The 25,304-nt window shown below is 59.3% G+C and carries 31 protein-coding genes and 4 pseudogenes; 16 read left to right on the top strand and 19 right to left on the bottom strand.

The window, feature by feature from the left end; all coding sequences use genetic code 11:
- Positions 1-82: 82 nt before the first annotated feature.
- Both AC0YKC_RS30660 and AC0YKC_RS30655 read right to left on the bottom strand, forming a co-directional pair.
- On the bottom strand, positions 83-400 hold the full coding sequence (locus tag AC0YKC_RS30660) for a YMGG-like glycine zipper-containing protein (RefSeq protein ID WP_488513741.1): 318 nt from the start codon (positions 398-400) through the stop codon (positions 83-85).
- Between the two features lie 171 nt (positions 401-571).
- The gene (locus AC0YKC_RS30655) at positions 572-832 is read right to left on the bottom strand and encodes a type II toxin-antitoxin system HicB family antitoxin (protein ID WP_488513740.1); all 261 of its coding nucleotides are present in this window, start codon (positions 830-832) and stop codon (positions 572-574) included.
- A 64-nt stretch (positions 833-896) separates the two neighbouring features.
- On the opposite strand from AC0YKC_RS30655, the gene AC0YKC_RS30650 reads away from it, so the two are divergent.
- From AC0YKC_RS30650 to AC0YKC_RS30635, 4 genes and pseudogenes are all read left to right on the top strand, one after another.
- A complete protein-coding gene (locus AC0YKC_RS30650) occupies positions 897-1,130 on the top strand; it encodes a recombinase family protein (RefSeq protein WP_488513739.1) in 234 nt (77 codons plus the stop codon).
- Positions 1,027-1,788: pseudogene (locus tag AC0YKC_RS30645) on the top strand (recombinase family protein); the annotation flags it as partial. The gene AC0YKC_RS30650 and the pseudogene AC0YKC_RS30645, both read left to right, overlap by 104 nt.
- Positions 1,789-1,839: 51 nt before the next feature.
- Positions 1,840-2,460 carry a hypothetical protein gene (locus tag AC0YKC_RS30640; protein WP_488513756.1) on the top strand — a complete coding sequence of 207 codons (621 nt, stop codon included), beginning with the start codon at positions 1,840-1,842 and terminating at the stop codon, positions 2,458-2,460.
- Positions 2,457-3,275 carry a plasmid partitioning protein RepB C-terminal domain-containing protein gene (locus tag AC0YKC_RS30635; RefSeq protein ID WP_320293581.1) on the top strand — a complete coding sequence of 273 codons (819 nt, stop codon included), beginning with the start codon at positions 2,457-2,459 and terminating at the stop codon, positions 3,273-3,275. The genes AC0YKC_RS30640 and AC0YKC_RS30635 overlap by 4 nt, the downstream gene beginning before the upstream one ends.
- 5 nt (positions 3,276-3,280) lie before the next feature.
- Here the strand turns inward: AC0YKC_RS30635 and AC0YKC_RS30630 are convergent, their stop codons facing one another.
- A complete protein-coding gene (locus tag AC0YKC_RS30630) occupies positions 3,281-3,598 on the bottom strand; it encodes a hypothetical protein (protein WP_488513738.1) in 318 nt (105 codons plus the stop codon).
- 80 nt (positions 3,599-3,678) lie between these two features.
- Here AC0YKC_RS30630 and AC0YKC_RS30625 point away from each other — a divergent pair, with 80 nt between their 5' ends.
- The 4 genes and pseudogenes from AC0YKC_RS30625 (at position 3,679) to AC0YKC_RS30610 (ending at position 5,265) form a co-directional block, all read left to right on the top strand.
- A complete protein-coding gene (locus AC0YKC_RS30625) occupies positions 3,679-3,981 on the top strand; it encodes a hypothetical protein (protein ID WP_488513737.1) in 303 nt (100 codons plus the stop codon).
- A 50-nt stretch (positions 3,982-4,031) separates the two neighbouring features.
- Positions 4,032-4,361 (top strand): hypothetical protein, encoded by a 330-nt coding sequence (locus AC0YKC_RS30620; RefSeq protein WP_488513736.1) that lies wholly within the window; start codon positions 4,032-4,034, stop codon positions 4,359-4,361.
- 2 nt (positions 4,362-4,363) lie between these two features.
- Positions 4,364-5,069 (top strand): annotated as a pseudogene (locus AC0YKC_RS30615) (SOS response-associated peptidase).
- Positions 5,070-5,079: 10 nt separating this feature from the next.
- Positions 5,080-5,265, top strand: coding sequence for a hypothetical protein (locus tag AC0YKC_RS30610; RefSeq protein ID WP_488513735.1), 186 nt, complete (start codon positions 5,080-5,082; stop codon positions 5,263-5,265).
- 245 nt (positions 5,266-5,510) lie between these two features.
- Here AC0YKC_RS30610 and AC0YKC_RS30605 read toward each other — a convergent pair whose 3' ends face one another.
- The 5 genes from AC0YKC_RS30605 to AC0YKC_RS30585 all read right to left on the bottom strand — a co-directional run bounded on the left by AC0YKC_RS30605 (position 5,511) and on the right by AC0YKC_RS30585 (position 7,024).
- The gene (locus AC0YKC_RS30605; RefSeq protein WP_434721385.1) at positions 5,511-5,708 is read right to left on the bottom strand and encodes a hypothetical protein; all 198 of its coding nucleotides are present in this window, start codon (positions 5,706-5,708) and stop codon (positions 5,511-5,513) included.
- An 11-nt stretch (positions 5,709-5,719) separates the two neighbouring features.
- Positions 5,720-5,929, bottom strand: a complete 210-nt coding sequence (locus AC0YKC_RS30600) for a hypothetical protein (RefSeq protein WP_488513734.1) — start codon at positions 5,927-5,929, stop codon at positions 5,720-5,722.
- 103 nt (positions 5,930-6,032) lie between these two features.
- Positions 6,033-6,257 (bottom strand): hypothetical protein, encoded by a 225-nt coding sequence (locus AC0YKC_RS30595; RefSeq protein WP_488513733.1) that lies wholly within the window; start codon positions 6,255-6,257, stop codon positions 6,033-6,035.
- The gene (locus tag AC0YKC_RS30590; RefSeq protein WP_488513732.1) at positions 6,254-6,535 is read right to left on the bottom strand and encodes an ATP dependent DNA ligase; all 282 of its coding nucleotides are present in this window, start codon (positions 6,533-6,535) and stop codon (positions 6,254-6,256) included. The genes AC0YKC_RS30595 and AC0YKC_RS30590 overlap by 4 nt, the downstream gene beginning before the upstream one ends.
- Before the next feature lie 285 nt (positions 6,536-6,820).
- Positions 6,821-7,024 carry a KTSC domain-containing protein gene (locus AC0YKC_RS30585; RefSeq protein WP_320293591.1) on the bottom strand — a complete coding sequence of 68 codons (204 nt, stop codon included), beginning with the start codon at positions 7,022-7,024 and terminating at the stop codon, positions 6,821-6,823.
- Between the two features lie 896 nt (positions 7,025-7,920).
- On the opposite strand from AC0YKC_RS30585, the pseudogene AC0YKC_RS30580 reads away from it, so the two are divergent.
- Together AC0YKC_RS30580 and AC0YKC_RS30575 are read left to right on the top strand one after the other, a co-directional pair.
- A pseudogene (locus AC0YKC_RS30580) lies at positions 7,921-8,031 on the top strand (hypothetical protein); the annotation flags it as partial.
- Positions 8,032-8,246: 215 nt separating this feature from the next.
- Positions 8,247-9,512: an NRAMP family divalent metal transporter gene (locus AC0YKC_RS30575; RefSeq protein ID WP_488513755.1), complete on the top strand. Its 1,266-nt coding sequence runs from the start codon at positions 8,247-8,249 to the stop codon at positions 9,510-9,512.
- Between the two features lie 1,181 nt (positions 9,513-10,693).
- Here the strand turns inward: AC0YKC_RS30575 and AC0YKC_RS30570 are convergent.
- The 9 genes from AC0YKC_RS30570 to AC0YKC_RS30530 form a co-directional block, all read right to left on the bottom strand.
- Positions 10,694-11,332: a hypothetical protein gene (locus AC0YKC_RS30570; RefSeq protein WP_488513731.1), complete on the bottom strand. Its 639-nt coding sequence runs from the start codon at positions 11,330-11,332 to the stop codon at positions 10,694-10,696.
- Positions 11,316-11,726 carry a phage holin family protein gene (locus AC0YKC_RS30565; RefSeq protein WP_488513730.1) on the bottom strand — a complete coding sequence of 137 codons (411 nt, stop codon included), beginning with the start codon at positions 11,724-11,726 and terminating at the stop codon, positions 11,316-11,318. The genes AC0YKC_RS30570 and AC0YKC_RS30565 overlap by 17 nt, the downstream gene beginning before the upstream one ends.
- 24 nt (positions 11,727-11,750) lie before the next feature.
- A complete protein-coding gene (locus AC0YKC_RS30560) occupies positions 11,751-12,263 on the bottom strand; it encodes a hypothetical protein (protein ID WP_434721392.1) in 513 nt (170 codons plus the stop codon).
- Between the two features lie 721 nt (positions 12,264-12,984).
- Positions 12,985-14,148, bottom strand: a complete 1,164-nt coding sequence (locus AC0YKC_RS30555) for a sensor histidine kinase (protein WP_320293596.1) — start codon at positions 14,146-14,148, stop codon at positions 12,985-12,987.
- A 524-nt stretch (positions 14,149-14,672) separates the two neighbouring features.
- Complete coding sequence (locus AC0YKC_RS30550; RefSeq protein WP_320293597.1) at positions 14,673-14,978, bottom strand: hypothetical protein; 306 nt, start codon at positions 14,976-14,978, stop codon at positions 14,673-14,675.
- 145 nt (positions 14,979-15,123) lie between these two features.
- Positions 15,124-15,453, bottom strand: coding sequence for a DUF6894 family protein (locus AC0YKC_RS30545; protein ID WP_320293598.1), 330 nt, complete (start codon positions 15,451-15,453; stop codon positions 15,124-15,126).
- Between the two features lie 408 nt (positions 15,454-15,861).
- On the bottom strand, positions 15,862-16,914 hold the full coding sequence (locus AC0YKC_RS30540) for a flavodoxin family protein (protein ID WP_488513729.1): 1,053 nt from the start codon (positions 16,912-16,914) through the stop codon (positions 15,862-15,864).
- A 370-nt stretch (positions 16,915-17,284) separates the two neighbouring features.
- A complete protein-coding gene (locus AC0YKC_RS30535) occupies positions 17,285-18,856 on the bottom strand; it encodes an FAD-dependent oxidoreductase (protein WP_488513728.1) in 1,572 nt (523 codons plus the stop codon).
- 27 nt (positions 18,857-18,883) lie between these two features.
- Positions 18,884-19,390: a YciE/YciF ferroxidase family protein gene (locus AC0YKC_RS30530; protein ID WP_488513727.1), complete on the bottom strand. Its 507-nt coding sequence runs from the start codon at positions 19,388-19,390 to the stop codon at positions 18,884-18,886.
- A gap of 685 nt (positions 19,391-20,075) precedes the next feature.
- Here AC0YKC_RS30530 and AC0YKC_RS30525 point away from each other — a divergent pair.
- A complete protein-coding gene (locus tag AC0YKC_RS30525) occupies positions 20,076-20,306 on the top strand; it encodes a hypothetical protein (protein ID WP_488513726.1) in 231 nt (76 codons plus the stop codon).
- Positions 20,307-21,023: 717 nt separating this feature from the next.
- Positions 21,024-21,758: an SGNH/GDSL hydrolase family protein gene (locus AC0YKC_RS30520; protein ID WP_488513725.1), complete on the top strand. Its 735-nt coding sequence runs from the start codon at positions 21,024-21,026 to the stop codon at positions 21,756-21,758.
- Here AC0YKC_RS30520 and AC0YKC_RS30515 read toward each other — a convergent pair whose 3' ends face one another.
- The gene (locus AC0YKC_RS30515) at positions 21,759-21,914 is read right to left on the bottom strand and encodes a hypothetical protein (RefSeq protein WP_320293604.1); all 156 of its coding nucleotides are present in this window, start codon (positions 21,912-21,914) and stop codon (positions 21,759-21,761) included. It abuts the gene before it with no gap.
- 280 nt (positions 21,915-22,194) lie between these two features.
- On the opposite strand from AC0YKC_RS30515, the gene AC0YKC_RS30510 reads away from it, so the two are divergent.
- Together AC0YKC_RS30510 and AC0YKC_RS30505 are read left to right on the top strand one after the other, a co-directional pair.
- Positions 22,195-22,410 (top strand): hypothetical protein, encoded by a 216-nt coding sequence (locus AC0YKC_RS30510; RefSeq protein WP_434721402.1) that lies wholly within the window; start codon positions 22,195-22,197, stop codon positions 22,408-22,410.
- Positions 22,391-22,564, top strand: a pseudogene (locus AC0YKC_RS30505) (transposase); the annotation flags it as partial. The gene AC0YKC_RS30510 and the pseudogene AC0YKC_RS30505, both read left to right, overlap by 20 nt.
- Positions 22,565-22,742: 178 nt before the next feature.
- Here AC0YKC_RS30505 and AC0YKC_RS30500 read toward each other — a convergent pair.
- Positions 22,743-22,985, bottom strand: coding sequence for a hypothetical protein (locus AC0YKC_RS30500; RefSeq protein WP_488513724.1), 243 nt, complete (start codon positions 22,983-22,985; stop codon positions 22,743-22,745).
- 82 nt (positions 22,986-23,067) lie between these two features.
- On the opposite strand from AC0YKC_RS30500, the gene ku reads away from it, so the two are divergent.
- On the top strand, positions 23,068-23,892 hold the full coding sequence (ku, locus tag AC0YKC_RS30495; RefSeq protein ID WP_488513723.1) for a non-homologous end joining protein Ku: 825 nt from the start codon (positions 23,068-23,070) through the stop codon (positions 23,890-23,892).
- 1,152 nt (positions 23,893-25,044) lie between these two features.
- Positions 25,045-25,304, top strand: a 260-nt coding sequence (locus AC0YKC_RS30490) for a PRC-barrel domain-containing protein (protein WP_488513628.1), incomplete at its 3' end; no start/stop codon positions are given.

Raw genomic sequence — 25,304 nt, 5'->3', positions numbered from 1 at the left:
AACCTTTTTGCGGCGCACGCGACCGACAATGCACTCATACCCCGGACCTTCTCCCCGCGAACGGGGAGAAGGTGGCTAACGATCAATAGTTGCCGTTGTAATACCGGTCGTCGCAGGGCGCGGTGTAGATGCGGCCGTAGCGGTCCTGATAGCGGCAGAGCTGGTCGCCGCGGCGCTGCGGGGTGGTGGCCGAGCCAACGACGGCGCCGAGCAGCGCGCCGCTGGCAGCACCGATTACCGTGCTCCTGGTGTTGCCGCCGATCGCCTGACCGACCAGTGCGCCGCCGGCGCCACCGATCAGCGCGCCGGTAGTGGCCCGCTGCTGGCCTTCGGTCTGCGTCTCGCAGCCGGCGAGTGCTGCGGTCATCAGCACCGCCAGAATAGCCTTCTTGATGATCATCACTAGAACTCCTCTGAAGCCCCAGGGATTGGTAAACGGGGGCGGAATCGCCAAGTGCGGTCGCATTGCGGCGGAACGGCGGCGCGCCGGCTCACGAAGTGAATCACGGTTTCCCGGCAGTTGAACGCCATGGTTGCCAAACGGGAAAGGCGGCTCTCTTGGCAGTAACCTTTAGCGAATCCTCAATGGAACCATGATGGTTGTGATATCTCGACGGCCGGCGTCTGCCTCGATTTGTGCAACGGAGGTGGGAACGGGAAGGGCCTCGCCGTCATCGATGAGACCTTCAACGTGGAAAGCAAGCGCCTGTTCGGCTAGCTCGCGCGCCTCGGCGAGACTTGCGTCAGCCGTAACAACACCGGGGAAGTCAGGGAAAGACACTCCGTAATCACTGGCGTCCTCTTTGTGGATCAGCCCGACGTACTGACGCATTCCGTTCCCTTGCCACACGGTCATCGACCGCTAGTTTAAAGCACCAGCACGACGGTGCAAGGCGATGGACAAGGTTGCAAGGGCCCGCGACCCTCCCGCGGGGAGGCGCAGGGTTCGCGCGGCTCAATATCTTCGTATGTCGACCGAGCACCAGACCTACTCGATCGAAAACCAGAGGGATGCCATCCGCGACTATGCGGATATCATGGGCTACGAGATCGTTGCCAGCTACGAGGATGCGGGGCGCAGTGGCCTCAATCTCGGAGGCCGCCCTGGGCTTCAGCAAACTTCTCGCTGACGTCGAGAGTGGGAATGCCGATTTCGAGACCGTCGTGGTGTACGATGTGAGCCGATGGGGACGCTTCCAGAATATCGATGAGAGCGCTGCATATGAGTATCGATGCCAGATGGCTGGCGTCCGGATCGAATTTTGCGCCGAACAGTTCGCAAACGACGGCAGCATCGGATCTGATGTGCTCAAGGCGATCAAACGCAGCATGGCTGCGGAGCACAGCAGAATGCTGTCGCAGAAAGTCTTCGTCGGCCAGGCGAGGCTAATCCGGATGGGTTTTCGGCAGGGCGGCAAAGCGGGATTTGGCCTGCGGCGCCTGCTTGTCGACCAACATGGGCATCCGAAAGGTATCCTTTCGTCATACGAGTACAAGAACCTGCAATCCGATCGCATCGTTCTGATCCACGGGCCGCCCGACGAGGTCGCGACGGTACGATGGATTTTCAAGCATTTTGTAAGAACTCGAAAGACACAGCTTGAAGTCGCCCGAACGCTCAACAAGCGCGGCGCGCTGACGGACCTGGGGCGCCCATGGACGAGGGAATCGGTGCACTCGCTACTGACTAACTAGAATTACATTGGCAACAGCGTCTGGAATAGGGGATCGACCAAGCTCAAAGGCCATCGGTTCCACAATCCTCCCGACCAGTGGCTCCGTGTAGAAAACGTCCTCGAGCCGATCGTCGACCGCAAGCTATTCAAGCGAGCTCAGACTTTGCTCAAGACCATCCATCGCCACAAGTCCAATCAGGAGATGTTGGACGCCCTAAAGGCGCTGTTGGCACGCCGCGGCGCTCTGTCAACCTTCATCATTGATGACGACCCCGATTGCCCGCCGGCCCAACGATACTGGTGGCGTTTTGGATCCCTCGGCAAGGCCTATGAGCTGATCGGATACCAGGCGCCCAAGAATTACCGCCACATCAGCGTCAATCGACGACTGGACACCGTGAAACTGCAGGTGATTCAGGATTTCTTGGCCGAAGTTGAAAAGCGGGGCGCCGTTGCGGCCTATGAGGCGGAGACGGGCCTCGTGTGGATCAACGAGGAGATAACCGTGGCGATAGCAATAGCACGCTGCAGGGTTTCCCACTTCGGTTATCCGCGCTGGTTTTCGAAGGCTGATCGGCAGCCGCTGTCGGACATCTTTGTCCTGATCCGGATGAGTCCCGGCGACCTGACCATTCGAGACTATTTGATTGCTCCCGTGGGTGAGATCGCCGGCAAACCTGATCTGCACGCCCATAACGGGGCGCGTCTGGATTCATTTGTCTTCCCTACGCTCACGCCGCTGGTTGTGTTGGCGGAGCGAGCGGCCGTCGAGATGGCAATATGACGCCAAAGCGGCTGAAACGAGAAGTTGCCTACCAGCTTCTCCTCAACAACGACCGCCGGCATGCGGGGGCGTTGGCCTCCGATCAGATGCGCCCGAAGATGCGCCGTTCCACTCCCGAGTTTCTGAAGATTTACGACGCGGAGCGCACACGCAAGCGTGCCTTCATCGCAGAGGTGGAGGAACTGGAGCACCGTTTGGACAGGATCGTCGTGACGGTTCGCCTGATAACGGGCGACCGGCGATTCCGTGCGCTGTTGGCATCCGAAGGCCTTGCAACAATGCCGAATACATTGGGGCTGAGAATCAGCGGCTTTCCACCTGCGCGGACCTCATCGCAACCTATCTCCGGGGAGGCCAATCCGATTTCAGCCGGCGAGATTTGCCCAGAAGTCCTAAGTCTGCTGAGGGATTGCACCGGGCCGGCAGGGCTTTTCGCATTGCTGCGGGTGGTGCTTCCGGTCAGGCAAATAGAGATTGCTCGCTTGATGATTGCCAGGGGGCCGGTCAGCGTCAACTACGTGAAGATGCTCGTCGCTCTCACGCCACCGTCGTTCCTGGTTAAAGATATCCATCCGCAACCTGAGCTCGCCAGCCTTTCCAAGGACCGGAGGGCAGAAATGGTGTCCGAATTGGCCGAGATTAACCGCGCATTCTTAAACGCGCTCGACCGGCGCGGCCCGTTGAGCCTGGAACTCATCACCGCGAGCCGGTATTTCGGCCGGCTGATGGATAATTCCAAGGTGGTGCGGTATCTGGCACGCAATTTCCCTGGCCGCTTTGAAGAATTCCACAACTTGACGGTGCTTGCCTTCTAGCGGGTCTATTCATCTCGCCAGATCACACGCTTCTCCCAGCGGATTTGGACTAGGCGCCTATACCGGATCGTGTGCGCCTGCTCTCCGGTCGGATGGAACAGCTCGGCGTCCATCCATTCGCGGCTGCCGCATTGCTGGCACCGTACCTTTTCCCGAACCTCATCGATCGTGACATTGCCGATGACCTCGCGCAGCTCTAGCGGCTTGTAGAAGCGCTTGAGATTGCACTTACCGCAGCGGATGCCGCACGCTTGCCCCGCATCATGGGCATGCGTCAGCGTCCAGACCGCACCTCGCGGCCACTTCTCTGGTTGTTCCGGCATATGCTGAAATGAGGAACATATTCCTGTGACGTCAAGAGGTCTCTTGATTCAATGTTCTCTTTTCGTTCACTGTAGGCGAAATGGAGGAATTTCCAATGAAGCCCCTACGTGCCACCGAAGCCGACCAACCCGAAATCTTCGCTATCATCAAGCGCGAGTTGCCCGCCATCCATCTCGCGTCACGCAAGATGGGCAAGCAGTTGCGCGGCCTGTCCGATGTCAGCCAGAAAAAGGCCATTGCGGAACTGATGGCATGCTGGGTCGCGGCGTGCTACCCAGAAGACTTGGAGTTGCAGCTGTCGCTCGCGGAGGCGATCTGCGACCAAGCCGAGATCGATCTGACGGAAGCCGCCCGAATGAAGGCGCGCCGCCAGCAGCATTGATGGTCACGCGAAGCCGCGGCATCCCGGCGCCTACGATCATCGACCGCGAGATGCCGCACCAGGCCGCCCTGCCCGACGATATCTGCACCGGTCACAATTTCACGCTGATCCGGCGCTTCCTCGAAGAGCACGGCCTCGAATGCCGGATCAGGTCCGTAATCGCGATCTGGGAGGACGGCAAGCAGGAACAATGGCGGCTGCACTGCTTTTCCGATAGCGCAGCCGCAGCGGCCTTCCTTGACCACTTCGGCGGTATCAAGTTCGATCCGAAGCGAGACAGGAAGAACGGTAGCGCGCGCGGCGTATGGTGGCGCTCCGGCGCCTATGAGCGAATTCTGGAAATGGGGCCGCTCAGCGTGCCCGAAGCCCTGCGGAGCTAGGCATGTGCAATCTCTACAACATCATCGACCAGCCAGGAGGCGATCCGCCAGTGGACGCGGACGCTCCGCGACATCTCCGGCAACTTAGAGTCCTCGATCGACATCTACCCAAACCAATTTGCTCCGGTGGTTCGCAATGCTGCCGACGGCAGCCGCGAGCTCGCCAGGCTTCGATGGGGCATGCCAACGCCCCCCGAGCGGATGCGCGGCAACGCCGATTCCGGCACAACCAATGTCCGCAATCCGCAGTATGCCCACTGGCAGCCCTATCTCGGCGTCGAGAACCGCTGCGTGGTGCCGGTGACGAGCTTTGCCGAGCCGTCGCCGACACCGGGCGACAAGGATCCAGAAACCGGGATCCAGAAGAACTTCTGGTTCGCGGTCAGCGAGGAGCGACCACTGTTCTTTTTCGCCGGCCTGTGGACGCCATGGCACGGCGTGCGCAAGGTGAAGGAAGGCCCCGGCGACCACGAAATCTATGGTTTCCTGACGACCAATCCCAACGCGCTCATCAAGCCGATCCACGAGAAGGCAATGCCGGTGATCCTGACCACGCCGGAGGAAACCGAATTGTGGCTCACCGCCCCCTGGTCGGAGGCGAAGAAGCTACAGCGGCCGGCGCCGGACGACACGCTGGTGATCGTTGAGAAGCCGGAAACGCAGATCAAGTTTCCAGGCGAGCCGCCAGCGCAGGCTTCCTTGTTCTAGGATAACGGCCATGGATCACATCGTCAGGTTGGACAGCCGCCAGGAGGCAGCGCTGCAACAGGTTGCCGACAAGTTCATCAAGCTTCACGGCGGCGACACCGTGAAGGCGCTGAAGGAGATGATCGTGCTCAACGGCCACCTGCAGGATGAATTGGACAAGATGAAGGGCACCCCGCGCGGACGGCGCTACGGATGAGCGACGAGGCCACTCGCACCGGTGAGACCATCCAGCAGCGCCCGCGCGGCCCGCTCGGGCACGCTGCGAGCATGCCGAATGCGGCAAGGATGCCGGTTGGGGTTTCGGGCCGAAACAACCATCGTACTGGTCCTGCTACGAGCACCGTGGCGAAGGGGAGAAATTCCTATGATTGAAGTGCTGTATATCATCGACGGCCGGCTGAACGCCAACCTGGAGGAGAGCCAAGACCGACCGCTGGCGCACTACATGCCGAGCGTCTGGGCTTTTCCAGACGGTTGAACAGCTTCAACGAGCAATTCCGCCGCCGCCTCGACCTCGTCCGCCGCGTGGTCTGTACGCTCCATACGCGTCACAACCCGTTTGTGCAGCATCTCCAACCTTGCGGCATGGTAGAGGGCGCTTCGCTTTCGGCCGTCCGAATTGAGCGGTTCAAACAGCATGGCAAATTCCCTCAATAGCGTGCTTCGGGATTGAGCTTCATAAAGCGGGCGCGCGCATCGATCACGCGCTGGTGTTCGACGCGGATGCGGTTGCAGAGAGTCAGGTTGATAGCAACCCCGCCGCACTCGTCCGCCAACTCGTTTGCCCGGCTGAGCGAGCGGTTTGCTCGATTGATGCGCTGACGCGCCCTGGCAACTTCCAGATTGAGAATCTCGACCATAGTTCGGCATCCCTTAAGTCTGCCGTCCCTTCCCAAAATCAACTGAAGTCGAGCGATTTCGTTCCGAGGGCGGAATGTCGCGGCCGAGGCGATCTTCGTTGAACTAGCGCTTCGACACCGCGCCTTCGTCCAGCTCGGCTTCCAGTCGATCGCTCACCGGCTTGGGCTCAGCGCCGAGCGACACCCCGTCGAAACCCTGCAACCAAGCTTCCGCATGCTCGACCCAATAATCAGGCACAGCCCGTTCCTTGCCGTCCTTGCGCGCCTGCTGGCCATACATCCACGCGTAGCCGACGCGCTCCTGATCCTTCTTGGCGACGGCCATCATTCATCCTCCCGAAAATCCTTTAACGAGGCGTGCCGCAGCATCTCCTCGCCCTTGAGGATTTTCACTCTACCGACGAGGCCGGGTTTCAGCCACTCCGCCTTCTGCTTCTTCAAACCCCTCGGCGGCGGAGCGCCACCTTGCCGATGAATGCGGTTCCACAGCGCCTGGCGCTTGTCAGCTTTGAAGGTGACGAAAGCGCCGCCCATGTAGTGGCCCTTGTCGGCCATGAGCACCATGGCCGGCTCACCGGCCCCTCGCTGCACGCCGAGGATGTCCATCTCCTTCTCGACGTAGCACTTGATCTTGCGCCAGTTCATCGTTGGGCCACCGCGGTAAGCGCTATCGATCCGCTTCGATATGATCCTTCGAGGTTCGCCTCGCACGCAGGGTGGTAGACGGCGTCGCTGGTGTGCCTGGGAGCGCCTCGCTGAATTGGATACGGCCACCGGCCGGGATCAGCGCTTGTAAAAACTTTGCGCCAATCCCCATGGCTTCGATAGGCGCGACCTTAGGCAGGTCATTTGGCACGAACAACCTGGTCACCAGCCTCTTGAAATGGACAGTTAGTCCGGAACGCGGCGATACCGGAAATGATTGCGGATGTGGTCGTTGAAATAGCGGCCCTTGACGAAGGCCGACCGGAAGGCCGTGTAGGTCTCTGGTGGCACCTCCTCAAAGTCGTAGCGCTTGCCGCTGGCCACAAACCACACCGAGAGGATTTTGCTGGCCGGATCGTATTCCGTTTTCCTGATTGAGGTAGATGGCATGGGCAGTCGCTAGCGGCCTGTGCGACATCAGTGGAAGATCGCGGCCGACAGCACTGCTATGCCGATCGAGACCGGTATTGCTGCCAGCAGGCAAGCTTCGACGATTAGGGTTTCTTTGTCGCTGAACATGGAAAGGCAATGCTTTTCCGTGCTTTAGGTTCCGGGTAACAAAAAAGCCCGACGACCGGAGCCGGCGGGCTTTACCGTTCGCCTGAGCCGTCTTGGCATCAGGGCGGCGGTAGAGGCGGGGGCACGGAAGGTCCCACAACGATGGCAGAAAGCTTCGCCTTGCGGATCCCCGATTGATCCCTCAAACGCCGAGAAACTGGCCCGCTATGGTGGGTTGTCAAGCCGCCAAAAAGCCCGCCAGCTGGAGCTGGCGGGCAGGTATTGGGGACCGCCCGGATGCGCTGGCAACGTGTGCGCGACGGGCTGTCCTGTAACAGTAATGAGCCTGGCTGGTTCCTCCACGAGCCGTCCCTTGCCCCTCAGTCCTACTATCCCTGAGACGAACGTCTTGCCACGTCGCTCATAGGTCCCAGCCGTGAAACCATTTCCGGAAATTTCTCTTAGGGTGGGCTGGCAAGAATAGTCCCTTCATTGCCAGCCCGTGGATGCCCAGCATCGACCTGCGATGATGGTGGGCATCCACGTAACTTGATTGCGAGGAGAGTGCCCAATTGCCGATCCCGGAAAGTCTCAATGATCATCAACTGAAGTTCGATTGCCCACGATGCTCGCATCCGATCATTCGCCGTGGCTCATGGTTCAAGGTCATTTCCACTTTCAGGTGTCCGGGTTGCAACGGGACGCTCCATCTCGGCTATCCCGAAAAGGTCCGCATCTTCGAAAGTCACAAGCATCTAGCCGGCTAGCGCGAGTAGCCTGCATCTTCATTTACCGCTTGGCGCGCCTTCGGTGCGAGGAGCCAGGGCGATGAGGAGGCCTATCGCGCCTGGACGGCGACATCGTATCCCACAGAGAGCGGCGGCCCGGGCGCGCGGTGACCGGCGCGTCGAAGCTTATCCTCGCGGGCTTAAGTAGATGCGAGGGAACTGAAGGGAATAATCCCCGTTCATCATCCATCCAACCTAACTTAGCAGGCGCTCATACGTCGTCGGTGAGCCCTCGACCGAGGTCGACCCTTCGTTGCAGGGCCTTGGGCATGGAGGACTAAGACGTGAGCGATGCCAGTTCGGGAGCCTCTCACGAGCAGAGCAACATGATCGCGAAAGGGCCGTTTCAGCGGTTCCTGCGCACTATCGGGCCGGGCTTTATCACCGGGGCTTCGGACGATGATCCCTCAGGTATTGGCACCTACAGCCAAGCGGGAGCGCAGCTCGGGTTCACTATCGGCTGGACAATGGTTGTGGCTTTCCCACTGATGGCGGCCATCCAGGAGATTTCAGCGCGGATCGGCCGCACGACGGGCAAAGGGATATCGGGCAACTTGGTCCGCTACTACCCGCGGGCCTTGCTCTGCTTTATCGTCACCCTGCTTTTTATCGCGAATGTCATCAACATTGGCGCCGATCTCAGCGCCATGGCCGACTCGCTGAAACTGCTGGTCGGAGGTCCAAGTTCGGTCTACGTGATCGGCTTCGCCTCGGTCTGTGTCGCGGCAATCGTGTTCCTCGACTACAGCCGCTACGTCACCATCCTCAAATGGACGACCCTCAGCCTGTTTGCCTACGTGATGGCTATGTTCGCGGCCAAGGTCTCTTGGAGTGATGCTGCCAGAGGGCTCATCCCGCAGATCCAATGGAGCGGGACGTTCCTCACCACCCTGCTGGCCATTCTCGGCACCACCATCTCGCCCTACCTGTTCTTCTGGCAGGCGTCGCAGGAAGTTGAGGAAGAGGAAGCGAAGCCGGCCGCCAAGCCGCTAAAATGGGCCCCCTGGCAGGCAGCGCGGGCGTTTCAGCGCATTCGCGCGGACACGTTGGTGGGCATGGCCTTATCCAATCTCATCGGTCTGGCAATTATCTTCACGACCGCGGCAGCGCTTCACAACGCCGGGGTCACCGACATTGCCTCGTCCACCGACGCGGCCAAGGCTCTTGAGCCGGTGGCGGGCAAGTTCGCGTTCATCATCTTTTCCGCCGGTATCATCGGTACCGGATTGCTCGCCGTCCCGGTGCTCGCCGGATCGGCCGCGTTCGCCGTCGGCGAGGCATTTCACTGGAAAGTTGGCCTGTCGCGCAAACCTAAGGAGGCGGTGGCGTTCTACGCCACCCTTGCGGCGGCGGCCGCGCTGGGCACCGGTATCATGTTCACCCCTATCGACCCGATCAAGGCCCTCTACTGGAGCGCGGTGATCAACGGTATGTGTGCTGTTCCCGTCATGATCGTCATGATGTTGATGGCCGGACGCGCCGACATCATGGGCAAGTTCCCGGTGCAGGGGTGGCTGCGTCTGCTCGGCTGGCTCTCGACAGCGGCAATGGGGCTCGCGACGCTCGGCTTAGCACTGCAGTGGGTGATTTAAGCCTTAAAAATGCGCGTTTCTACAAGCCGCTCGAGCTACACGAAGTGATCGCTCGACAGCGGAACATTAGCGTTTTCTAAATGTTATTCTTCTAGGAGGAGATAGAAATGCATAGCATCATTTACCTCGTTGGGCTCGTCGTCGTTATTCTCGCAGTCCTGAGCTTCTTTGGTCTGCGGAGATAGCCACGTTTACAATCTTTGTGCGAGCCGGCGCCCCGTCGTCCTCGCCGATCAGGCCTCGTGGTGTGTCAGAAACAGGGCGTCCACGGCCCTGCCGGTCCATAGCCAAATTGCGCGATGCTTACTTCGTCTTCGGAGCATCCGCTGGGTTGCTTCCCCGTTCGTCTCCGGTCCCCCTGTATTGACCCTCTGCAGCCCGTGCCGATCCGCCATATGTCAGGCCTCCCGCACCGGTTAGGCCGAGCACAATCGGTCATGAGACACTGATAAAAACTCCATGTTGTGGTCGAAAGCCATCGCTGACAGCAGCCGCAAATCGAAATCCCCTAGCTCACCGCATGTGGCCCGCGGGTTCCTTCCTCGAGGACTTTCGTACGTCTTCCGGCGCCGAAACTCATCAAGTAGCGGAAAGGCGGCTTTCGGATTGCAAGATACTTAATCGGACGCCCGTTCACCAAGAGTCGGCGGTGTAGCAGAGTCCGCATCGAAGGCTTCCAGCTTCAAGCCGCGCGATGGTCTCCGCGGGACCGTGCCTACCGAGATTGAAGCCTCCTAGAGTCGACTCTAGCTTCCCGGATCAGGACCGATCCCGCTAAGGACGCTGCTTAACCTTTGGACGCCGAGCTATTCCACCCGACCGGAGAGCAGGCGCACACGATCCGCTACCGGCGCTTGGTGCAAATCCGGTGGGAGAAGCGCGTGATCTGGCGAGATGAGTAGGTAGCTTTCCCCTGCGACGCGGACTAGCGAAGAAACATGCGCGGTGGCTAATAACGACGAAGGGGCTCCGGATCTCGATCCGAGACGATGCAAAGCTTTTGGAACGCCTATGCCGCCGTCTACTCTGCCGACGCCGCGACTTTCGGCGCTTTGCGGCACAGCGAACGGATCGACAGCATCGTCCGTGAGGCCGGATCGAGCAAGGAAGTGGGAGCCAACAACAATCGAGCAGCTTCCTCGACATCCGATTGCTGGTCGGTGCGGACTGAGGCACGGAAGCTAACCGGCATCGTTCTGGTCGCTCGAGGTGGACCCGCTCAAATGGTTGCTGATGGCCGCCATGATGACAAGGAACGCAGCGCCATATTTTGCAAATCCGAAAGCTTGCGCGGCCCAAATCTTCGCACCCCTCGAATGTTGAGAGATGAAGTCGCCTGCAGGTATACTCAGTTCGGACGGGATATTGGCCATCAGCTCTTTCTCTAGCGCCGTCGACCTGAAGCCGCCGCTTAGTATCGAGCCGATCGCCAGCCCGCCTGCAAACCGAGCCACCGCGCCAGCCCGAGCAAACGAACCAACCGGCGGGTCCGATCGCTCGTATGGCGGCTCGGTTTCCGGGTCGCTCGCATGGTCATCAGAATGCCTGGAAGTATTTTCGGTCGCGCTCAGCCTTCCGACCTCGAATGCGGTAATTGCCCCCAGGCCGATTAGCCCTGCCGTCCCACCATTTTCCTTCACGGCATTGGAAACGTTGCCGAACGTCTCTTCCATCTTCTTCTTCGCGATGGCCATGGCGCCGTCTGCCAGCTGACGAGGTTGCACTCGGCGAGTAATCTCCGCGACGCAGCCAGCTAGCGCGTGTCGCTCCAAGGCAGCTCTTGCCGCCAAGGCTGCAATCTGCTCATTGGTTGGCGCCATGATGGAGTCCTCTCTTCAGCGCGGTGAAATCGGCGGTTGCCTGGGCGATTGTCTGCTCCGGGATCGGCGTCCAACCTGCGATGGCCTTTTTTGCGAAATGCAGCGACGCCACCCCCGCGACGGACAGCACAGCACCGACGATCAGACACGCCAAAACGGCACTGATTCCAGCCAGCACGATGGCGAGTATCAGGCACTCCACCAAGGCAAACGACCCCAGAACAAACAGGACCGCCGCCGCGATCCCGTAGATCCCAGACGCCATGATCGTGGAAGCTTTTGATTTCAGCTCAGCGTGAAAGAGTTCCAGGTCGAGACGAGCCAAAGACGCTGCTCGGTCTCCCGCCTCACGCACAACGCCTCCAAAAGAACGAACCTCCGGCCCATTGTCCATGTCAGCCCTCCTGGCCCTGACAGATCAGGAGTTGGAGTTCCGCATGAAGCGCGTCAGCACGATACCAGCGAGGATCCCGATGCCAAAGAAAGCGGCGGGCTGGCGTTGCGCGAACTTTGTCACCGAGTCGACCAGCTCGCCGACATTACGATCCCTGATGTCGGTCGAAATCCGCTCCACACCCTCGGCGGCACTGCGCACTATGCTCGCCACTTGAGGCGATTTCTGCTCGATGCCATCTGCCGCTTCTTTGACCGAGTGGGCAATGTTTGCGATAGCGTCGGCCCCGGCGGTCTTGTTTGTTTCCACCGCCTCTTTGAAAGCACCCGCGGCATCCGCGGCCACGCCCCCCGCATACCCTCGGGCATCTGTCGAAACCGCAGCCGCAGCGTCTTTCAGGTCGCCCAACGCGTCGGAGGCACTCGACTTCAGCTTATCGATTGCCGCTCCGGACTTGCCTGCGGTGGCAGCGCCGGACGTGCGATCCCACGCATCGCGGTCGGATATGGAACCGGTCAGATTATCTTTTTCGGTCATTGGTTTCTCCTCCATGATCGAAAGGGAACTCCATGCATCGTTCGAGGTTCCAAGCGCTGGCTAATATAAGATTGGAGGAGGCAAACGTAGACGATCGCCCAGCCGTCGCGGGCTAGATCATAACCTGACGGATCTGGGAGAAGTAGCCGGCATCTCCTATCCAACATGCTGGCACCACGGCATAGATGGCGGCGGGCACGACCAAGGCAGAGGACAGTGTCTTCCTTGAGCACGGTCTCATAGCTGATCAATCGCCGGAAACACGCGAGCTTGTAATCGAATTTCGGGCCTGCGGCAGGATTGCCACCCAGCCAGTGGAGGCAGCCAATCAAGCTCGCCGATCTGGGTTCGAGTAGCGGCCGGGTCAGTGTGTCGACCGGATCGCCGGGCAAGCCCTGTCTGCGCTCCACTGGTTGAGCGCCCCCCGGGCGAGAATTGCCACGCCGGGGGCAAGACTCCTGACCGTGCCAGATGGCACCGTAGCCGGCTTGCCCGATGGCATCGGCGGGGAATTTCTCGTCGGATGAAGTGAGCTCCTGCAAGCCAACGATCTCATATCGGGTTTCACCGAGCCATTTGAGGAGGGCGGGTGTTACGCCGTATACGTTGAAGGTCGCGATGGTGGTCATGGTCTATTGCCGACGATCTCTTGCGAGAAGCGTATCGATTTCGAGCTGTGCGTCAGGGAGTGCGAGATGCGTAAAGAGGTACGCCGAACTCGTTATGCGATTACGGGAAAAACGACCGTTACGGTGGTGCCTTTGTCAGAGCTTAACAGCTCCGCCGTGCCGCCAATCTGGCGTGAAAGTGCTTGAATGAGCTTTTGTCCCGATCCACCGGGTCGCGGGTTCCGCACGCCATGTCCGTCATCTGCCAACGTCAGTCGCGCCTCCCCGTAGCCGACGCCGGATTGCAGGCTAACATTGATATTGCCTTTACCTGTGCCGAAGGCATGCTTGACAGAGTTCATCACGGCCTCGTTCAAGATGAGGCCCAACGGAACAGCACGCTCCATCGCGAGTTCGACTTCGTCGGCGTTGATCTCGATCGTCGCGTTCTCCATCTGCGCCTGCAGTGATGCGCATAGCGCGCGCAGATAGTTCGCCACATTGACCGCCCGCAGATCCTGGCCGGGTGACAACTGGTCATGGGCAAGCGAAATAGCGTTCACGCGGTTTGCCACGTGCTCCAGAACGCGATGCACTTCGGCGCTCTCGAAGCGCCGTTTTTGAATAGCAATGGAGGCCAGGATAAGCTGGAAGTTGTTCTTCACCCGGTGCTGCATCTCCCGCAGCAGCACCTCGCGTTCCTCCACCTGACCGATGGCGGCTGCTGTTGATTGCGCGTCGGCGGAAGCAGTTGGTCTCTGCAGTGTTGAAGAGATAACGGCCGCAGCAGCCATCAGAAAAGCGATAGTGTCGTCGCCGAACTCGCGCGTGACTGTCGAATCCACCTCGAGTACGCCCCAAGCTGCGCCCTTGACGAGGATAGGTACGTTCGCAAGGGACTTGATATTGTGCTCTTTAAGCACCTCGGAAAAAACGAAATCCCCCCGCTGTTGCGCAGTCGCTCCGTCTACTATCACCACCGGCTCACCCGTCTGGTATGTTCGTCCAGGTGGCGACCGCAGGTCGGCGGGAAACGTCGCCAGACCCACCACGCCGTCCTTCCAACCAAACCCGGCCTCGATGAACAAATCAGCTGTTTTATGCCGATATCGCAGGGCCTTTACGTGGTCGATCTCGATCGCTCGAGCAACTTGCACGCAGGCTTGATCAAGGAAGCGAGAGAGCGTGGTTTCTTCTCCGGCCAGCCGGCCGAGGTCCACAAGAATGCGGACATGTCGGCGCAGCTTTACAAGGCCATCAACGTCGTCCAAAGGCACGATCCTTCAGGTCAACGTTTGATTAACGCCCGAGTGCGGAAAATGCTCCCGAGTGCCCATCGGTGTCTCCCGCGATTGGAACCAAGCCTCCAGTTCACAAACCATGCCGTTGGAGCAGCGTAAGCGGTGGACGCCCGGCAGCAAGCTTTCATATCAGCAAGCTTGAATGCGGCCGAGGAGCAGGCGCCTCACATTGGCAGCCAATGCCGAACTACCTTTGAAATTCTCCGAAACGAGTAAAGCTAGGTGATACCTGGTTCGATCTCGACAACCCCAGCGGCTGCGAGGGGAAGCACTGAAAGCATTGCATGAGATTGCCATCGACGAATGGCTTCACGCGAATTGGACGTTAGGGGCGCCGTGCGCGATGAGACCGGCAAGCTGCTTTATTCTGCCTCGCTCGACATTGCCTGGCCATTGGCGAGCTAACAGGCCGCTGAAGAAGTCTGTAGCAGCGCCGTCGGACTGGGGCGGGGGTCGTATTCGCTTTTTGGGACCTATGTCTTTGGCATCGAGTTAACGTCTCAGATGAGCGCTATCGCTAAGTAGCGGACCACAACATTATCCTGTTTAAACCGGCGCTCCAGATCGCCACGTCGAAGTTTCCAATCTGAAACGTTCACCTCTGGCGTCATCACCTCGAAGATAACAATCTCGTCACTGTCTGTTTCGCCACTGTCTTTCCAAAGACCCTCCGCGGGTGCCTGGAGATAGGCGGTGACGCCTTTGAAACGAACCGCGAGTTCTTCTTTCACATCGTCGAACTCCTTCCCCGGAAACGGCTCACCTTGGTTGTCGTTGCGAGGCAGCAGGATCTGGACGAGATACACGGCAAATCACCGCGAAAACGGTATAACCGTCGCCGCGAGCAAGCGGTTCCCTCCAAGGGTCGTCGGCGCGAAAGCGAAAGCCCCTCTCAGGAAGCATGATTAATATCTCGGACCCTTCACCCCCTGGCTCCGGCCAGGGGGTTTTTCATGTCGAGCCAGAGCCTTCTGGTTCCTTGGTAGAGGGAATATATCGCGCGGATCCCGAGGGAACCTTCGCCCCAAATTGAAGGGTGAACAACAGGCGGTCTTCGCTGTCCGTCACATTCATGATCCAGGGCGTCATATGCTCCCAGAATGACCGATTGCTCTCGTTGATTATTTCGCCGGCCGCACGCACTGCTTCCCGCCGCGCGGCAGTCAAATCTGGCAGTTCGATTCCGTTAGGGTCTGGGGTGAATTCGCCATTGTCGACGTGGAAGTGATAGATTGGCATGTTGTGCTCTCGCTGGTTGCGACAATCCAACAGCGACGCCACGACTTCGTTCCCGGCGAATGGGAGCGCAGTAGCGTGCCGCTTGACCAGCTGCGAACGCGCAGTCCAGTTTCGCGCTGTTTGAGGGATCAACCGGGGATACCCCTGAAGAAGCCACACGAGAAGTCCGCCCTTGTTCACAAGGCGAAGCTTTCTGCTATCGTTGCGGGACCGTCCGTGCCTCCGCCCTGATCCCAAAACGGCTCAGGGGAACTGCAAAGCCCGTCAGCTATCGGCTCGAAATCACTGCTCGGCTTAATCGGAGCGGCCATTTAGCCGTCTGGATGTTCGCTAGCTAGCTATGGGCTGCATGAGCTGTCGCGAATAGAGCCGGAAGTACGCTGCACTGACCGGCAGATGTCGCTGGTTGTCGGGGGCGAACCGGAGGGTCTCATCCTTGCTGGGATGGACCTATTTCTGCCTCGGTTCTTCTAACGTCGAGCCGGCTATCCTTATTCTACCGGCTCGCTGGTCCATCAGCGCTTCGGCAAGCGTCAAGGCGACGTTGCGCACTTCGCCCTGGATGGCTTCGTCGGTGTCCAGTTCCTGATGATTGGTGGCGTAGGGTTTCCAATAGCCGATGTAGCGGTCGAGCTCGGCAGCCGGCCCAGCTGGCGCAAGGTTCATGAACCGCAGCCAATCGGAAACCGAACGGCGCACATTCTCGGCGCCTTCGACATCGCCATGAACGACAATTGAAAACAGTCGGCCAGCTAGGTGACGCGGATAATCCCAGCCGTCGAGTTCGACATGCTTGGCTTTCTCAGCGTCCTTCCCCCCGGTAAGTGTCGGATCCGGGTTTCCACCATCCGCGCAGACGAGGCGGTCCATCATCAGCTTTAGGGGAGATGAAACCTGGTACCAGTTTACGGGCGTGATCACCATGATCCCGTGGGCAGCCACCCAGAGCGGATAAATATCGTTCATCCAGTCCTGCACCTGCCCGAGCGAATGGTTCGGATAACAGGAACAAGGCCAGTGACAGAGTGGAGCTGCGGTTGAGAAACACGCCTTACATGGATGAATGTTGCGCCCGTATTCTGACGCGAGCCGTGATAGATCGAGTATTTCTGCCGTTAGCTTGCCATTGCTCTCGATCGCATCCCGCGCCAACTCGGCCAACCGGAAGCTTTTTGACATTTCCCCCGGGCAGGTATGTTCGCTCCGCGATGAGCTGTTGATGATGAGAACGTGGGGCGGCATGGCCCGGTTCTCGTAACGCTGCTGAGCATCATCGATCGCCTGCCGCGCTGCGATCCAGTCCACCGAGAGGTCGTAATCGGGATCTGCAAACCCCGGTCCCGCCTTACGGGTCCGCGGACTCTTGCGGCTATCGGCATAGGCCTGCCAAGCCACTTCGGCAATGTCTCCGAGTTCGGAGTCCAGCTTGTCAAACGCAGGGTCGGCAAACTGCTGTCGGTAACGCACCTTGAACTCCTGCTCGCCAAGCTTTGGGCTGGGCATCCCCTTCCGTGGCGTCGTATTCCCCGGGGACTTTTGTGTTCGCTTTGGCATTGCGGTTGCAGCGTCAGAGGAGCTTATCGAGCGAAACGCGGGGATCTTCGGAGAGCGCCATAGATGCGCCGTTGACGCTCAAAGACATGATCACCTCGCTGCGAGCTGGGTCTACTTCAACTATCTTCGGTTCGACCGGTTCCAAGGCCCGCTTCGGAAATCACACTGACAGTTGAGCAGTGGCGCAAGAGCCCAGCGGGGTGATTGGGAATGATACCATCGTCCCTGAAGAAGAAAGCGTTCGCCTCGCGCGTGCACCTGACGATCGAGCTCGCCGCTTGACGGCCGCTCCCAGCCCGTAATGTTCTCGACGATCTTTTTACCGCGCTCGAGTAAGGGCATCAATCTCTCCCGCGGACGCGTCCACTGGCCGGAGAGGATCAACGGCCGGCCCGTTGAGCACAGTGCCATCGGGAGCAAAATGCGAGCCGTGACAGGAGCAGTCCCAGCATTGCTCGGTGGAATTCCAGGCGACTTCGCATCCGGAATGCGTGCAGACGGCGGAATGCAGCTGCAACTTTCCGGCTGTGTCGCGGCAGGCGGCAATCTTGCTCACGCCGTTGCGAAGAATCCCACCCTGACCGGGCGCAAGCGCGTCAAGTGACTTCAACTCGCCCGGAAGCAGGTAAGCGGCAAGATTTTTGACGGCGGACACGTTTTCCCGGACATAGTTGATCACCCCAGAGGGCGTCTTGCGCGACGGCTCGTAAACCGTCGCCCAACGGTTCTCCTGTCCCGAAATCAGGTCCTTCAGAAGCAGGCCGGACAGCGCGCCATGTGTCATGCCCTGTCCTGAATCACCGGTGACCACATAGACCGACTTGCTGCCGGGATTTGGACCGATGAAGGCGCAGTAGTCGATCGTGTCCAGAACCTGCCCTGACCAACGGGTGACCTCCTTGCCCAGCGTGGGAACGAGTTGGCGTATCCAGGCCTCGATCGCCTCGAAGCGGATGTCGCCATCGTCGGCTTCGCCCGACTTGTGGTCGGCGCCGCCGGCGATCAGATAGTCGATCGAGCCTGGGCCGGGATTCATTCGGACGTAATGATAGGGATTGCCGGTATCCCAGAACAGCGCATCCGGCAGATCGCCACGCGGCAGCGTGAAGGCCATCGCATAGGTGCGATAGGGCGACATCTTTGTGTGCAGTTGGAAGCGATCGTTGATCGGGGAATTCGTGGCGATGACGGCTGCAGCCGCTTCGATCACGCCACCGTTCTCCGTAGAGATGCGTACGCCATCGGGCGATTCTTCAAAGGCGACCACAGGGCTGTCCGCGAAGATCAGCCCGCCCCTGACACGGATTGCGGTAACTAGGCCACGCAGATAGCGCAGCGGATGGAACGTGGCCTGATTGGGATAGCGCAGGACGGGCGCCTTCTCGAAACCCTTTAACGGCACTCCGGTCACGAGTTCGACGGGCGCGCCCAACTTCCGCGCCGCGTTGAATTCCTCACGGCGCTGGTCGCGCGCCTCCTTGGGATCCAGCCCCATCGCAGGAAACAGAAAGGCGTCCAGCCTGCGGAAATTGCAGTCGATCTTCAACTCGGCGACGTTTTCTTCGATGCGTGCTACCGCGGCTTCCTGGCTTTCCTGGAAGAGCCTTGCGGTTTCTTCACCGCGCAGATTGATCAACGCGCTCAGGCCGTCGTCGCAAATTGGCGCCAGATGCGCTGTGGTGCGGGACGTCATCCCGCCGGCGATCGATCCTCGATCGATGACGATCACCCTTTCACCGATGCTGGCCAACTCGTGTGCGACCGACAGCCCAGCGATGCCCGATCCGATGATGACGGTGTTGCAGCTCTTCTTTCCCGAGAATTTCGGCGCGTCAGGATAGACGTCGACCTTCATCCAGAGCGATCGGGTCTGTTCACCGCGCTCATTCATGCAGAGATCCCTTTGGAGAGCTGCCGCTCAGCCGGATGCCTTTTGGTTGACCTTTCGCTGCGCAATGGTGGTCAGCTTCTTGTCTGCCGCCTTTTCCTCGTTGAGCGTCGTTGTAAGAAGCCGGGCGACGGCTTCGTTGCCGCTCTCCTGCGCCCACGCAATCAGCGTTCCGTAGCGGGTGATTTCATAGTGCTCGACGGCCTGCGCCGCGGTGATCAAGGCGGCGTCGAGCACCTTCTTCTCTGCAACCTCGCCGGCGATCTCGTTGGCCTCCTTGATGATGCCGTCGATCGCCGGGCAGGTTGTCCCCTTCGCCTTTTCGCCAATCAGTTCGAACGCTTGCTCGAGCCGCTGCACATGTTTTTCCGTTTCAAAGAGATGCGCCTTAAAGGCAGCCGTCAAATCGCGATTGGTCGCCTTTTCGACCATGTCGGCAAGCGCCTTCAGGATTTGCTTCTCGGCATAGTAGATGTCCTGCAGAACATGCAGGAACAGGTCGTCCATCGTCTTGATGTCCTTCGTAAACAGGCCCACGGCTCACTCCAAAATCTGAATGCTGAATATGCCGGAACAACGTGCGGCGTCAGTTCCCGTTCCAGCCGCCCGCCGCGCCGATGAATGCGGTATGAGCGTGACCGAGGCTGGGCCGCCCATGCCGCAGGAACGAATGTCGTCTTCTGTCGTTGCGGCTTGTCGGACCAATTTCCGGCTTGCCCCGTATCTATGGAAAACCGCCATATGGAGATGGCCGCGTTCCATTCAACAAGTACAAGTCTGCGCAGTTAGTTGTCAGATCCAGCCCCCGGCATTCCTGCAGGAATGTTGAATGTCGCGTGCAGCGGCCGGACACGATTTGCTGGTCGGGCCTAGCCGATCTATGGCTCTCGCATGCGCGAAAGACAGCACACTGCATACCGCCCGCGCGGACGCTAAGCCGCATTCCGCTTGAATATCACAGCGAAGTGGCGCGCGTCCGTGGCTCGACGAACGATTGATGGACTTGCCGAGCCTATCTCATTGGGGGGTTGATCCCCCGGCCGCCAATCTTGTCGGAGCCGTCAGGTACGCGCCCGTCGCCGGTTTGGCCGCGCTCGCTGCCCCAGGAAAGGGGCGACCGTCTTTTATCAATACTTCACCATAGGGGCAGCGGTTCCGGAACCTTTCTGATTGCCACGGACTTCCGGGAGCCACTATGAATCCCAAATGAAGGAATGTCGGCATGAAAGTAACCGCAGCAGGCATCGACCGCATCAAGATCGGTAATGCGGACGCAACTGGCCACGGCGCGCATTTCGTCGTTTGGCTTTATCTCCAGGTCGACGAAGGCGGCACACAGACCGGTCAGGAACTTGTGGTGTCGGTCCCGTACGACGCGAAGATGACCTTCGACGATATCGCCCCCAGGCGTTCGAGAAGGCGCACGCCATGCTGCTCGCTTGCTGCGAGATAGACGAGTCCATGTGGTGGAAGCAGTTCAACCGCAGCCTTGCGCCGCTGCCGGAATGGACGCCTGGTGCGCAGTAATTGGGAGGCGTAGCGTCCCAACAGGGCCCATGCCAGATTCTGAATAATACGGCCGAGACTTGGGCACTTCGCCAGGCAGCACGGTGGCCAGAGAACGAACCCGCCGTGCGGGCTAGGCCGTGAGGTGAGTTAGGACCACGAGCGGGACGTCGCCAGGCGTCCGGCGCGGTCAGGCACGCGCTTTGCGCCCGCATACAGTTCGAGGGTCGAGGAAGCGGTCACTCATTCCGCCCTCCGGATGCGTTCACGCGTGTAGCGCACATCCTGTCTGTGGTTAGTAGGATGCCAGCTCTTTAGCCGGAGGACGCTGGATGCGTCTTGGCTCTAGTATAGCGGCTGTCGCTCTGGCTAGCATGATGGCGGGACGATCAGCAAAGGGAAGAGCGGGCGATCCGAGCCGCAAAGGCGCTAGCTGGCACGCATGTTGGTTATCGCATGGAGTCGCGACGCCGAGCCAGCGCTCGGGAACTGGCGGCGGCCCATGGCCGCTGGCATCGTCTCATCGAGGGCGTCGGACGCGCCCAGGTTTACAGCATCGACGACGGTCAATCCGTTAAGTTAGGATTGCGGGTGTGATCCATCATTAGCATTCGGATGATTACATCATTTCGGAAAACGCATTTGGCCAAGCTGCGATGTCATCATGAGCCTTGAGCGAAAGATCGTGGCGTGCCTCGGATCGAGCAGCACGGCAGGCAAAGGACAAGCATTTGATTGGATCGCTGAGCTTCGCCGCCGGCCGCGCAACGGCCGATTTGAGTTTCGGAATTTCGGCGTCGGTGGTGACTTGGCCTATAGCGCGCTGCAGAGGTTGCCAGACGTGGTTGCCTGTCGGCCCCACAAGGTTGTCGTTTGGGTTGGCGGCAATGACGTTCTCGCCGTCGTGTCAAGCAAGGCACGGCGTTTCTTCGCTTTATCGAAGCGCCTCCCATGTAGTCCGTCACCAGACTGGTATCGCGAAAACCTCGTCGAAATAGCCCGTCGACTAAAGCGGGAAACTGAGGCGGAGGTGGGGCTTTGCTCGCTCTGTCCCATTGGAGAAGCCTTGGACTCGGATGATCCGTTCCAGAGCGAACTCAATCGCCGGGTCGAGGAATATTCCGGGATCGTGGCATCTGTCGCGGATGAGGAACGCTGCGTCTACATTTCGCTCTATGAGGCGATCGCGGAAGCAGTTCATGCCTCGCCCGGTCGGGCCTTCACGGCGTTCAGATTTCTTCCATTCTACCGCGATGCGTTTCGCGTACTGGTGATGCGACAGTCTCCCGACGAAGTCGCACGCAGAAATGGGTGGCTTTTTCACACCGACGGCGTGCATTTGAACAGCCGTGCGGGGCGGATCGTAGCTGATTGCATACAGAAGTTCATCGACGCCTGATTAGCAGCGGTTTGAGAAGCCCATCATCTGCAATGAAGTCACGATTGCAGTTTGATGGCTGTTTCCGACCGAGGAAGCATTGAGGCTGATCTGGATCAGACTGCCGCCCGTAGGCGAAGGGTTGGGCGTCGCGATCTTCTTGATGATCGCTTTCATTCTTGTCGGTCATGGTATCCTCCTCGTGCAATCATGCCTCGCGCTACGATTTGCGAAACGGTTGCCTCGACGCCGTTCAGCGAAATGCCGAAAGAGAAGCTCGCGTTAAAATCCACGCCGAAGGAGGCTCAGGGCGGCCGGTGGTCGTATTGCCGCGGCCGGCGATGCGTTCCGTTCGGATCCTTTCGGAAGGCTCGAGCTATGGAATCGGTCTGGTTTTCGGGAGGAGGAGAGGGCGTTTCTGGCTGTCTGCGCTTATTCGGTCGGGGAAGCCGATCGCTTGGCCAAGGTCCAATATCTTTTGGAGATCGAGGCGCGCGGCCAGCTCGACCTGCCCGAGCACATTCAGGCTCTTCTTGGCTCGATGATACCGAAGCCACGAGACACGCCGCCGGACAGCTTCGGCATCATCAGCAGCTTGCCGGAAAGGTTAGTTGTGGGACTGAACTGGTGCGCCGCGCGGTGCCTGGCTGCCGCTGCCGGCCTATTCGCCTGATCTCAATCCAATCGAAATGGCCTTCTCGAAAATCAAGGCGCTGCTCAGAAAGAAGGCCGCGCGATCCTTCGACGCTTTATGCAACGCGCTCAGGACCATATGCGACCTGATCGACCCGCTACAGTGCAGAAACTTCTTCAAAGCCGCCGGATATGAGGAGAGCCATCGGGAGCGGAACCTAAAGGGACGGGGAAGCATTGCGTTTCGTTCAGTGACAAAGAAACCCTAATCGTGGAAGCCTGCCTCCTGGCAGCCATACCGGTCTCGATCGGCATGACCGTCCTGTCGGCTGTCATCTTCAACTGATCAGCACGCGCGGCATTCGGCTGCATTCAAGAGGCGTCGGGCACGATGGTGAGCGGCTGGTTACTATCCGCAGCCAAATTGGCGGCAAGGGCTTCGAGCGCTTGAACGTCAGGCGCGTAAGCAGCAACATGCGCAGGATATCGTCTCTGCTGCGCGCGGTAAAAGTCCAACCATTTTGGCAAGTCGGCGATCGGGAACGTTCCTCGCCATATGTCTTTCTGGAGCGTGAATGTGCCCGCCCTCGAATCGTAAGTCGCTATCGTCTTCATGCCAGCCTCATAGCATGGCTCGACCGGGAACCATGCTCGGCGCTAACTGTTCCTGTGTGAATGCATCGGTGAGGAACAAGGCATGGCAGCGCCCCGCGCGGTTTGGAAAGGCTTCCTGAAGGTCGGGTCGGTGTCCTGCGGGGTGAAGCTGGTGGGCGCGACCACCGAGGCCGGGAAGGTTCATTTCAAAATCCTCAATCGGGAAGACGGCTTGCCCGTCAAAAGCGCCTATATCGACGAAGGAACCGGCGACGCCGTGCCGACGGAAGACCAGATCAAGGGCTATGAGGCCGAGAAAGGCGATTTCGTTGAGATCGAGCCGGACGAGATCAAGAAGCTGAAGCTGACATCCCAGCATACGCTTGACGTGGAGGGCTTCGTCGCGATCGATGAGATTGACACGCGCTACCTTGAAAAACCCTATTACGTCATTCCCGCTGACGGTGCCGCCGTAGAGGCATTTTCGGTGCTGCGCGAAGCCATGGCCAAGATGCGGGTCGCGGCACGCTCCTGTGTCGTGCTGTACCAGCGGGGCAGAGAGGTCATCATCCAGCCCTTCGGCAAAGGAATGCTGTTGACTGAGTTGCGAACCCACAACGAGATGGTTTCGGAGCGCAGCGTTTTCGACGACCTGAAGAGCCCGAAGTACGACAAGGATCTGCTCGAAATCGCCGGGTTGTTGATCGACAAGAAGGTCACGAAGTTCGACCCGTCGAAGTTCGAAGACACCTATGAGGATGCGTTGATCGCAATGATCGATGCCAAGCGGAAGGGCAAGAAGCCGCCCGAGCCAGCGCCAAAGCCCAAGGAGAACGTCGTCGACCTTGCCTCCGTTCTGAAAAAGAGCTTGGAGAAGGAAGGGATCAAGGGCGGCACGAAGGCGAAACCGACGCGCAAATCGGCTTAGTCGCTTCGCTTAACGTCTGTGAAACCCAGAGGTGGTGCTTGCGTGCAAGGGTGGCCCGGGCCTTCGGCCCGACAGCTCCGGTCAGCGGGCTTTTCTATGCCGCCGCACGGTTGCGGTGATGACGTTGATACCTTCGACGTATTCATGGTCTGGACCAGCGAAAGCCTTCGTCAGGCAAGTGGTCAACCCAGTCGCTGAGGGAAATCGCAGGAGCCCGTCGCCAATCTCTCCCGAGCAAGAATAGTCCCTTCATTGCCACCCCGTGGATGCCCAGCATCGACCTGCGATGATGGTGGGCATCCATGTAACTTGATTGCGAGGAGAGTGCCCAATTGTCGAACCCGGAAAGTCTCAATGATCATCAACTGAAGTTCGATTGCCCATGATGCTCGCATCCGATCATTCGCCGGGGCTCATGGTTCAAGGTCATTTCCACTTTCAGGTGTCCGGGTTGCAACGGGACGCTCCATCTCGGCTATCCCGAAAAGGTCCGCATCTTCGAAGCTCACAAGCATCTAGCCGGCTAGCGCGCAAACCCCATAGCGTAAAAGCCTCGCGCCGGCAGCGGCTAAGCTTCATCCGAAGCGGGCGCCTTAGCGTGCGATCGGAAGGGTCGGGAAAAGCGGTTGGAAACAACGCCTCCTTTCCAATTTGCTCTGCGCGGCAGTTTTTGCTCATGTTGCGACGGCTATCGGGCCTTCTACGAAACTGGCACATGGAAATTGAGTTCATCGATCTGACACCGGAAAATGGCCTCGTACCAACGTCGCCGATCGCTCGCTTACATGGTGGATGCGCTAAGGGGGCTCCGCAGCGGATCTCAAGAACCCACGGAGCGTCGCTATCACGCTTGCCCGGGCGGACTTCGATCCCTTTCTGTTGGCGCCGGCCGGAATGATATTCATCCCCTGCTGTCGTGGTGAGCCCCAACGAGGCGGAGAGCGCCAAGATTACGATATGGCTGCGGGGACTTGCGTGCTCGCCAACACGCTTGTTGAGCTTGCTAATCTCTGACAAAAGCGGCTGGCGGCCGCCACCGAGGAGGCGAATGAAGGATCACGTTCACTCCCACCGATAGCTGCGCGGTAAGCCGGAACTTTCGTCCGTGCCCCTCATTGTCAGTGCAGGTATTCAACAGAGAGGAGCACCACCATGACCACCCCGTCCGGGCATACCGAAGCCATCGCGGCCTCGCGCGTCATCGGCACGTCTGTCTACAACACCGAAGGCAAGAGCATCGGCAGCATCGAGGACGTCATGCTCGACAAGATGTCGAACGGCATCATGTTCGCCGTCATCGGCTTCGGCGGCTTCCTCGGCATGGGCGAGAAGTACCACGCGATCCCGTGGGCGACCCTCGACTATGATGAGGATAAAGGCGGCTACGTCGTGCCGTTCACCAAGGAGCAGCT

It is taken from the genome of Mesorhizobium sp. CNPSo 4661 (assembly GCF_057784215.1).
This window is presented reverse-complemented; position numbering and strand designations above follow the sequence as displayed.

Excerpts from the sequence above, each read along its gene's own strand:
- AC0YKC_RS30620 (WP_488513736.1), top strand. The coding sequence starts at position 4,032 with ATGCCGCACCAGGCCGCCCTGCCCGACGATATCTGCACCGGTCACAAT.
- AC0YKC_RS30610 (WP_488513735.1), top strand. The coding sequence starts at position 5,080 with ATGGATCACATCGTCAGGTTGGACAGCCGCCAGGAGGCAGCGCTGCAA.
- AC0YKC_RS30540 (WP_488513729.1), bottom strand. The coding sequence starts at position 16,914 with ATGCCCAGCCCAAAGCTTGGCGAGCAGGAGTTCAAGGTGCGTTACCGA.
- AC0YKC_RS30600 (WP_488513734.1), bottom strand. The coding sequence starts at position 5,929 with ATGGTCGAGATTCTCAATCTGGAAGTTGCCAGGGCGCGTCAGCGCATC.
- AC0YKC_RS30515 (WP_320293604.1), bottom strand. The coding sequence starts at position 21,914 with ATGAAAGCGATCATCAAGAAGATCGCGACGCCCAACCCTTCGCCTACG.
- AC0YKC_RS30630 (WP_488513738.1), bottom strand. The coding sequence starts at position 3,598 with ATGCCGGAACAACCAGAGAAGTGGCCGCGAGGTGCGGTCTGGACGCTG.
- AC0YKC_RS30585 (WP_320293591.1), bottom strand. The coding sequence starts at position 7,024 with ATGCCATCTACCTCAATCAGGAAAACGGAATACGATCCGGCCAGCAAA.
- AC0YKC_RS30500 (WP_488513724.1), bottom strand. The coding sequence starts at position 22,985 with ATGAAGACGATAGCGACTTACGATTCGAGGGCGGGCACATTCACGCTC.
- AC0YKC_RS30655 (WP_488513740.1), bottom strand. The coding sequence starts at position 832 with ATGCGTCAGTACGTCGGGCTGATCCACAAAGAGGACGCCAGTGATTAC.
- AC0YKC_RS30525 (WP_488513726.1), top strand. The coding sequence starts at position 20,076 with ATGAAAGTAACCGCAGCAGGCATCGACCGCATCAAGATCGGTAATGCG.
- AC0YKC_RS30520 (WP_488513725.1), top strand. The coding sequence starts at position 21,024 with ATGAGCCTTGAGCGAAAGATCGTGGCGTGCCTCGGATCGAGCAGCACG.
- AC0YKC_RS30625 (WP_488513737.1), top strand. The coding sequence starts at position 3,679 with ATGGAGGAATTTCCAATGAAGCCCCTACGTGCCACCGAAGCCGACCAA.
- AC0YKC_RS30575 (WP_488513755.1), top strand. The coding sequence starts at position 8,247 with ATGATCGCGAAAGGGCCGTTTCAGCGGTTCCTGCGCACTATCGGGCCG.
- ku (WP_488513723.1), top strand. The coding sequence starts at position 23,068 with ATGGCAGCGCCCCGCGCGGTTTGGAAAGGCTTCCTGAAGGTCGGGTCG.
- AC0YKC_RS30570 (WP_488513731.1), bottom strand. The coding sequence starts at position 11,332 with ATGGCGCCAACCAATGAGCAGATTGCAGCCTTGGCGGCAAGAGCTGCC.
- AC0YKC_RS30565 (WP_488513730.1), bottom strand. The coding sequence starts at position 11,726 with ATGGACAATGGGCCGGAGGTTCGTTCTTTTGGAGGCGTTGTGCGTGAG.
- AC0YKC_RS30635 (WP_320293581.1), top strand. The coding sequence starts at position 2,457 with ATGACGCCAAAGCGGCTGAAACGAGAAGTTGCCTACCAGCTTCTCCTC.
- AC0YKC_RS30535 (WP_488513728.1), bottom strand. The coding sequence starts at position 18,856 with ATGAATGAGCGCGGTGAACAGACCCGATCGCTCTGGATGAAGGTCGAC.
- AC0YKC_RS30605 (WP_434721385.1), bottom strand. The coding sequence starts at position 5,708 with ATGCTGTTTGAACCGCTCAATTCGGACGGCCGAAAGCGAAGCGCCCTC.
- AC0YKC_RS30650 (WP_488513739.1), top strand. The coding sequence starts at position 897 with ATGGACAAGGTTGCAAGGGCCCGCGACCCTCCCGCGGGGAGGCGCAGG.
- AC0YKC_RS30660 (WP_488513741.1), bottom strand. The coding sequence starts at position 400 with ATGATCATCAAGAAGGCTATTCTGGCGGTGCTGATGACCGCAGCACTC.
- AC0YKC_RS30560 (WP_434721392.1), bottom strand. The coding sequence starts at position 12,263 with ATGACCGAAAAAGATAATCTGACCGGTTCCATATCCGACCGCGATGCG.
- AC0YKC_RS30590 (WP_488513732.1), bottom strand. The coding sequence starts at position 6,535 with ATGGACATCCTCGGCGTGCAGCGAGGGGCCGGTGAGCCGGCCATGGTG.
- AC0YKC_RS30595 (WP_488513733.1), bottom strand. The coding sequence starts at position 6,257 with ATGATGGCCGTCGCCAAGAAGGATCAGGAGCGCGTCGGCTACGCGTGG.